At 54.2% G+C, this 7,036-nt stretch carries 10 protein-coding genes; 3 read left to right on the forward strand and 7 right to left on the reverse strand.

The window, feature by feature from the left end; translation table 11 throughout:
- Positions 1-43 precede the first annotated feature (43 nt).
- The 3 genes from PPL9_RS08405 to PPL9_RS08415 form a co-directional block, all read right to left on the reverse strand.
- Entirely contained in the window at positions 44-586 is a 543-nt protein-coding gene (locus PPL9_RS08405; RefSeq protein ID WP_057462289.1) for an ATP-binding cassette domain-containing protein, read from the reverse strand.
- A 137-nt stretch (positions 587-723) separates the two neighbouring features.
- Entirely contained in the window at positions 724-1,938 is a 1,215-nt protein-coding gene (locus tag PPL9_RS08410; RefSeq protein WP_057462290.1) for an MFS transporter, read from the reverse strand.
- Positions 1,939-2,121: 183 nt separating this feature from the next.
- Positions 2,122-2,442: a DUF1330 domain-containing protein gene (locus PPL9_RS08415; protein WP_057462291.1), complete on the reverse strand. Its 321-nt coding sequence runs from the start codon at positions 2,440-2,442 to the stop codon at positions 2,122-2,124.
- A 237-nt stretch (positions 2,443-2,679) separates the two neighbouring features.
- Here PPL9_RS08415 and PPL9_RS08420 point away from each other — a divergent pair, with 237 nt between their 5' ends.
- From PPL9_RS08420 to PPL9_RS08430, 3 genes are all read left to right on the forward strand, one after another.
- Positions 2,680-3,033, forward strand: a complete 354-nt coding sequence (locus tag PPL9_RS08420; protein ID WP_057462292.1) for a hypothetical protein — start codon at positions 2,680-2,682, stop codon at positions 3,031-3,033.
- A 53-nt stretch (positions 3,034-3,086) separates the two neighbouring features.
- The gene (locus tag PPL9_RS08425) at positions 3,087-3,557 is read left to right on the forward strand and encodes a DUF411 domain-containing protein (RefSeq protein WP_057462293.1); all 471 of its coding nucleotides are present in this window, start codon (positions 3,087-3,089) and stop codon (positions 3,555-3,557) included.
- Positions 3,558-3,706: 149 nt separating this feature from the next.
- The gene (locus PPL9_RS08430; RefSeq protein ID WP_057462294.1) at positions 3,707-3,934 is read left to right on the forward strand and encodes a hexameric tyrosine-coordinated heme protein; all 228 of its coding nucleotides are present in this window, start codon (positions 3,707-3,709) and stop codon (positions 3,932-3,934) included.
- A 62-nt stretch (positions 3,935-3,996) separates the two neighbouring features.
- On the opposite strand, the gene PPL9_RS08435 is transcribed toward PPL9_RS08430, so the two are convergent.
- From PPL9_RS08435 to PPL9_RS08450, 4 genes are all read right to left on the reverse strand, one after another.
- The gene (locus PPL9_RS08435) at positions 3,997-4,383 is read right to left on the reverse strand and encodes a VOC family protein (protein ID WP_057462295.1); all 387 of its coding nucleotides are present in this window, start codon (positions 4,381-4,383) and stop codon (positions 3,997-3,999) included.
- 169 nt (positions 4,384-4,552) lie between these two features.
- A complete protein-coding gene (locus PPL9_RS08440) occupies positions 4,553-5,467 on the reverse strand; it encodes an MBL fold metallo-hydrolase (RefSeq protein WP_208989249.1) in 915 nt (304 codons plus the stop codon).
- A gap of 40 nt (positions 5,468-5,507) precedes the next feature.
- Positions 5,508-6,083: a hypothetical protein gene (locus tag PPL9_RS08445; protein WP_057462297.1), complete on the reverse strand. Its 576-nt coding sequence runs from the start codon at positions 6,081-6,083 to the stop codon at positions 5,508-5,510.
- Positions 6,084-6,157: 74 nt separating this feature from the next.
- A complete protein-coding gene (locus PPL9_RS08450) occupies positions 6,158-6,928 on the reverse strand; it encodes an SDR family oxidoreductase (RefSeq protein WP_057462298.1) in 771 nt (256 codons plus the stop codon).
- Positions 6,929-7,036 lie beyond the last annotated feature (108 nt).

Below are 7,036 nucleotides of genomic sequence, written 5' to 3' on the forward strand. Positions count from 1 at the left end.
CATGCCCATGTCGCACCATCCTTGCAAGAGACCAACAACAGGATCAGTGTGACACTTCTAGATTGATAGATCCTGACACTTTAGCATGGCGGTTACAATCCAGCAGCAGAAAATCTGCATTATGAAACTGAAGGGCCGCCAACCTGCAACGGGTGATTTGCCCGCCTGAGAGGGCGGAGAGTGGGTGATCGGCGGAGATTTCCAGCCCCATCTGGGCAAGGGCCGCTTCCATGCGGCTTTCCAGCGTCCAGTCTGCTTGGGCTAGTTCGTCCATGCTGGCCGTCCCGGCTTCAGCTTTTTGCAGAATATGCAGGGCTTCAGTGATGCCAAACAGATCTGCGAGTGTTTCCTGAGGTCCGCTTTGCAGCCGCTGCTTTAACAGGCTTATGGAACCTTGCACGGAGACAGAACCGGACGCAGGTGTAAGCGCACCGCTGATGAGGTTCAGCAGTGTTGTTTTGCCAGTGCCGTTGCGGCCAATCAGGCCAGTGCGGTGTTGAGCAAACTGAAGATTGAGATCAGAAAAAAGCGCAGTACCGTCAGGACGTGCCCAGGACAGATGATTGAGTGAGATAGATAAAGGCATGGTGATGAACTCTTACAGAAACAGGGCAGGTTGATTGTGTTGTCCTGTTCTTGTTCATCGCTTTATCTCCTCGCGTTTTGATCGGGCCAGAGATTATGCGGTTTGCACGGGAAGTCAAGGCACATACAGCTTGCCCGTCATTGCCCCGCATCCTGTGTTGCTTTTGCCTCACTCCGCCGTGCGCTTAGCGCAAGCAACAGGAGGAGGGAGATGAAGAGCACCACAACGCCGGGAATGATGGAGGCGCTGGACAGGCTGAGGGTGGTGATCAACACGCCAGTTATAAGGCTGCCAACAGGAGCACCGCCTTCATCACCCAGATACATGACGCTGAGCACGCGGGATTTGTGGGTTGAGGGCGCCTGCTCCTGCAAGATGATGCGGCTCATGTTGAGGCAGATACCGCCGCCAACGCCCCAAAAGAAGATGCTGCCAAGAAAAGCCCAGTAAGGTGGAGACATCGCCCAAAACAGCAGTGCAAAGCCGCCCATGCTGTAACCCACAACAAGCAGTGGGACTGGATTTCTGATTGCTCCCAGTTTGAGGAGCAAGCCGCTGGAGCATGCGCCGCCAACCATGAAAACAGCGAAGGCAAACGCAAAGTCAAAGCCTGTGGCGTGATAGGTATCCCGTAACATAAGCGGCACCAGAACGGCATAGGGACCGCCCAGTATGAGGCCGGCTGAACTCATCAGAAACACCGGCAATCTTAGGGTTTTGGAAAACAACACCAAAGCCAGTCCCTCACGAATTTCGCTAAGGATGCTGGGTCTTTCTTTTGCCGCAAGTGCTGGCGTGTCTGGCAAACGCAGGCTTGTTATAATGCCAACCAGAAAGAGCGTGCTGGAGATGGCAAGCAGCGGTGCAACACCAACCCACTCCACACTGCTGGCAAGTGCAAAGCCTGCCAGCGTGACGAGGTAGAGCATCCCTACGGAAAGCGTCACGCTGCGCCCGATGAGCATGGATGAGATGTGGTTGAGCATGCCATCCAGCGTAGGCTGAACGAATGCCAGTGTGGTGCCAGAGAGCAGCGCAAAGAGGATCAGGCCTTCAAACCCGACAAAGCCGAAATGAAGCAGCACAGTCAACGCTATTACGGGGACCGCATTGGCGATGTGCAGCAAAACAAGCAGCTTGCGCTTGTTCAGACGGTCAGCGACGGCCCCGGCAAACAGCAGCACAAACAGGTTGGGCAGCATAGAAGCCGTCATTGCATAGCTCACCCGTTCCGGGCTCTCAGCAAGGTAGACAGTTACAAGGTAGGGAAACAGCACGCCCAGCATGGCACGGGGGAACTGAAAGCTGGTGAGGCTGAGTTGATAAAACAGGATGGGGCGTGAAACAGACATCAATAAAATCTCTAAGAAACAATCTTTGAAGCCTATCGGCAGATCATGGCCCTGTCTGCTAAACCCAGCGTTTCTGCGAAATAAAGCACGTCTGTTGCCCGTACAGCACGCTTTGCGTGAAGGCTGGCGCTCTGCCGTATCCTGGGGAGACAGAGCGCCCTAATGCCTTTGGGGGGATGTGATTTAGATGCTGGATTCCACAGCAATCGTGAAGTTTGGCGGGATTACGTCTGTGCGAAGGTGTTTGATTGCCTGGTATTCAGGGGAGTTCCAGAGCGTCTTGAGGGCTTCCATACTTGGGAACCGGAAAAGCGTCAGTTGCGCGTTTGTGTTCCATACGCCTTCCAGATGTTCAAAAGGCTGATCGGGTCCGCCAAAGATGATGCATTCCCCACCTGCAGCTTCAAATAGTGGAACGGCTTTTTCGCCATATGCGTCGATTGAGCCATGATCTTTTGGCATAAAGCTGCTGGCAACAAGGTAGGCGGCTTTTGGTTCACTCATGTCAGTACTCCAGTTTAGTCAGGTGAGGCAAAAGCGCAAAATTACGCCAATTGGGGGGAACAGCCTCAGCCCGCTTGTGATGAGATGACACTCAAGTACTTCCTCAAGTTAAGTTGAGGTCAAGCGTTTTTTCGGGAGAAATGAAAAATCTGGTGCGCATAAATGTCACGCTGTCCTACGCAGGAGATTACAACAGTTTAACTTGAAACTGCCGTAATGTGCCCTTAGGTTGCAGCCATGTTTCGTGTGCTGATCATATTATTGACGCTGTTCGTCACCACGCCCTATGCCATGAGCATGCAGGGCGAAATGGCGTCTAACAGTGCAGCACAAAAGCTCGCTCTGGTTGAGCAGAATGCAGCTGCCATGGAGCATATGATCTCTGATAAATCATCTTGTTGCTGCTGTGAAACAGAGACAGCCATGGCAACAGGTATGACTGCCTGTATGGCGACGTATGGCCTGCTGGATCAGACCAATGCAATCTCTCCTTTATACCGCAGCTCCAGCATGTCTGTGCCGGTTTTGCTACCGGTGTACTCTGCTCAAACCAGCGGTATAGACAGGCCTCCAATCCATTCAGTTGTTTAGACCTCAAAACTCTAACTGACTGAAATAAATAATAAATTGGATTGGATAGACTCATGATCTCCAAAACTAATCTGTTTGCTGGTGTGTTCTCTGCTGTTCTTGGTGCAAGCGCTTTAATGCTGCCTGCGCATGCTGAAGGTGAAAAGGACGTAACCCTTTACAAATCTCCGAGTTGCGGGTGTTGCACAGCTTGGGGGGATGCGCTTGAAGATGCGGGCTTCAATGTGACTGTGAAGAAGACGGATGATCTTTACCGCGTCAAACAGCAGGTGGGCGTGCCTGAAAATCTTGAGGCGTGCCATACCGCTATCGTGGATGGATATGTGATTGAAGGGCACGTGCCGCTGGATGCTGTAAACCGCATGTTGACGGAGCGTCCGGACATCAAAGGCCTCTCAGTTCCGGGCATGCCAATGGGCTCTCTGGGCATGGGTGAACCGGATGAGGACACTCAGTACACCGTTTTTGCGCTGCCTAAAGTGACTGGCGGCAAGCCTGCCGTTTACCAGAAGGTCGGTAATTAATCTTTTGCGACTACAGGCAGGAGCAGCGTTGCTTCTGCCTGTTTCTTTGAGGATCCCCTCCTACAAATCCCAATGGAAATTGGGGAGATTGCGCTTGTCTCTCGCCTGTTTGTCTCTTCCAAAATCGCCAAATCAAAAGGATGCGAATTATGGATGAGAACTGGCTCCCAACGCTGCAAACAGCCAACCCGCAAGAGGGCTATGAGCTTGCAGTCAAACTGTCCCGCATGGCTATCAAGTTTATGCAGCCGGATGCCGAAGTCCGCTCTGCCATGCGCTTGATGTATGAATATGATTCAGAGTCTCTGATCGCAGCTTCACAAACCATTGCTGAGCACTTCAGCACTGTCGCTGCGGCCAATAACTACTGGAAATAAGCTCAGCTTTCTGCGCTGAAACACATCCCCGATGGCCCTGCGGTTTTCGGGGAGATGCTCTGTCACGCTCCCACGAGGGCCGGGGATTTCAGCTCACACAGGTTGCCATCCGGATCGGTAAAGGCTGCGATTGTGCCCCAGTCGAATGTTTGAGGCTGAACATCCAGCCCTTTAGCGTTCAGGAGCTCAATGGCTGTGTCCATGTCGTCTGTGTTGAACCGCAGGACGCAGGGGTTCTGTCTGCGCGGTTTTTGCGTGGGGCTGCCGTGCCCGCCGCGCTCAACCATAAGATAGCTGCTACCAAAACGAAAACTGAACAGATCCGGCGTGCGTTCAATAACTTGCAGGCCCAGAGTGTGCTCATAGAACTGCACGCAGAGCTCAAAGTTTTCCGTAAACAGAATGATGCCAAACTCTGCTGTCAGCTCAGAAATGCTGGTGGGTTTCATCTCAAAATCACCTTGCTCAAATAACTTGCCGGCGCATGATGCGCCTGAAAATACAGGCTGTCATGCTAAGCCAGCTGATAATCCTGAGCAAGAAAACCGATTGCACACCGCTTGAAGAGGTGCGTGCAACCGGCTGAACTGCTGCCAAAGTGAGGCGCGATCCAAGCGATTAGCTCAGGGGCTTGAAGATGAAGCCATCGCCGTCCTGCGTGACATGGCCCATGCCGGGATAGCTCAGGTGTGTGGCTGCCAGTGGGGTGCCGCTTTCCGCGAGGCGAGTGAGCAGTTCTCTGCGTGTTTTGATGGCTTGCTGCGGATCGATATCGAGACCGTATGTGATCTCAGGGTTCCTGAACTGCAAAACCTCCGAGATGATGGCGTCGCCGATGATCCAGAGTTCCTTGCCGCCACCAGCAATGCGCAGCCCGCTGTGTCCTGGTGTGTGGCCGGGAAGTGGCACAAGCACCAGTCCGTCCCCTAGGTCTGTTTCACCTTGATGGGTCATAACGCGATCTTTGATAGGCGCTGCGATCGTTTGGGCGACTTCGACGAGAGGTTTCATTTCATCTGGAACGCGCTCTGCCAATGCCGGGTCTGTCCAGAAGGTCCATTCAGCCTCTGCCATATGGATTTTTGCATTGCTGAAACCACCGGCATTCGGACCCAGCAACCCACCAATATGATCAGCGTGCATGTGGGTGATGACGATATCTGTGATTTCATCCTGCTTAATGCCCTGTGCGGCGAGCAAGGCATCCAACTTGCCTACATTTGGGTCTGTCTCCGCAAAAACGACACCTGACCCCGTATCAACCAGCACCAGCCGTTTTCCCGCACGGATCAGCCAGACATTGGCGCCAACAACAACAGGGTCACCCGCTGTTGCAAGAATTTCCGCATTCGCATTGCCAAACCAGTTGTTGGGCAGGTTGAAGTAACCATCTGAGAACGTGGAAAGTTCCAGCTCGCCAAGCTTCATGGTGGCCAGCTCACCTGCAAAACTGATGGGTGGCAGCATGGTGCTGGCAGCCGTGGCAGCCAAGGTCAGCATCACGCGCCGGCGGGTCATTGTGTACGGTGTCATTTTGATCTCCTGTTGTCTTGTGGGGTGAGATGAGTGGCGGTTACGCACGCCAGCTTTCTGAAAAGGCCAGAGCGCCGGTGGTGAAGGGGTGACCATCCAGATCCATAGGCCAGATTTGGCCGCGGGCCTGTTGTCCTTTGACGGTGAGCACAGCCTTTTCTGCCGGGATCATCACCGCGCTCACGCCATAAGGGCGGAGCGGCAGATCGCTGACAGTCTCGTCGCTGACGAGCAGAGGCTGGTGCATATCGAACCATGACATCACGATCTCATCCTCTGCGCTACGGATGGTCTGGCTCCATGCTTTTTGGGTGTCTCCGCTTCGGTCAAACTCGGCGTTGATGGTTGAGATGCTCTGGTCTTTGGTGTCTGGCCCCAGCATGCCCTGCACAGTGGATTGCAGCCAGCGGGTCATCTCCACATTGTCGGTGTAGATGCGCCATTCATCGTTGGTCAGTTCACTCTTGATGAACAGAGCATGGCCTGCCCCTTTGGGGGAATATGTGATGGTCCAGAGACTTGCCTCGGATGTGCGTGGGCCGTCTTTGGTCTCGCTCAGCCAGATGAAAGGATTTTCGCCGTTGAGTATGACAGTGCCGGGATTGACTGATGGCATGATGTAAAACCTTGAGAATGTTGAATGAGAAGCCCACCCCGCTTGCGGGATGGGCGAGCATGTCTAAGCCGCTATCAGGACGCGCGAGGCAGCCTGATCTGGTTCATGCCTCCATCCGCCTGCACATCTGCGCCGCGCATGAAGGAAGACTCTGAGGAGGCGAGGAACACGGCGACGGCTGCCATCTCCTCTGGCTGGCCAACGCGGCCTGCGGCCAGAAGGTTGCCAAAGGCTTCGTTTGTGGCCTTCACTTGCTCGTCAGTAAGCCCGCCGTTGGAAAGAGCAGGCGTATCGATGGGGCCGGGGCTGAGAACGTTGATGCGTGCGCCGATCTCATAAAGGTCTGGCGTCAACGTGCGGGCGAGGGAGCGCACCGCAGCTTTGGAGGCGGCATAGGCTGAGTAACCCGCCGTGCCCATTTCGCTGATGCAGGAGCCCACGAGCACCACCGAGGCCTCAGGTGCCAAAAGCGGCAGTGCGTACTGTACGGTGAAGAAAGCGCCTTTGAAGTTGACGTCAAACACACGGTCCAGCTGTTCCGCGCCGGTTTCAATCAGCGGGGTTGCGGGTGCAACACCCGCATTGGCAAAGACAACATCAATTCGGCCATAGACTTCTTTGACTTGCTCAAAGGCTCTGCGCAAAGAAGGTAAATCGGCTACATCACCAACAACACCCATTGCGTTTTTACCAATTTTGGCGACTGCCTGATCCACTTTTGCCTGCGTACGGGCCAAAATGACGACGTTTGCGCCTTCAGCCACAAAGGCTTTCGCAGTGGCAAGGCCTATCCCGCTGTTGCCTCCGGTGATGAAGGCAACCTTGTTAGCCAGACGATTGCTCATAAGAATTCTCCAGTGAGGTTCAAAGGGAGGGCGCGAGGCCGCTATAAAGGCATGCCTTCAGGCTCCGGCGCGACCAGAGTGCGGAGGAACCTCGGCTCCGCCGTGGTG

The organism is Pseudovibrio sp. POLY-S9 (assembly GCF_001431305.1).
In the GTDB taxonomy this organism is placed as follows: domain Bacteria; phylum Pseudomonadota; class Alphaproteobacteria; order Rhizobiales; family Stappiaceae; genus Pseudovibrio.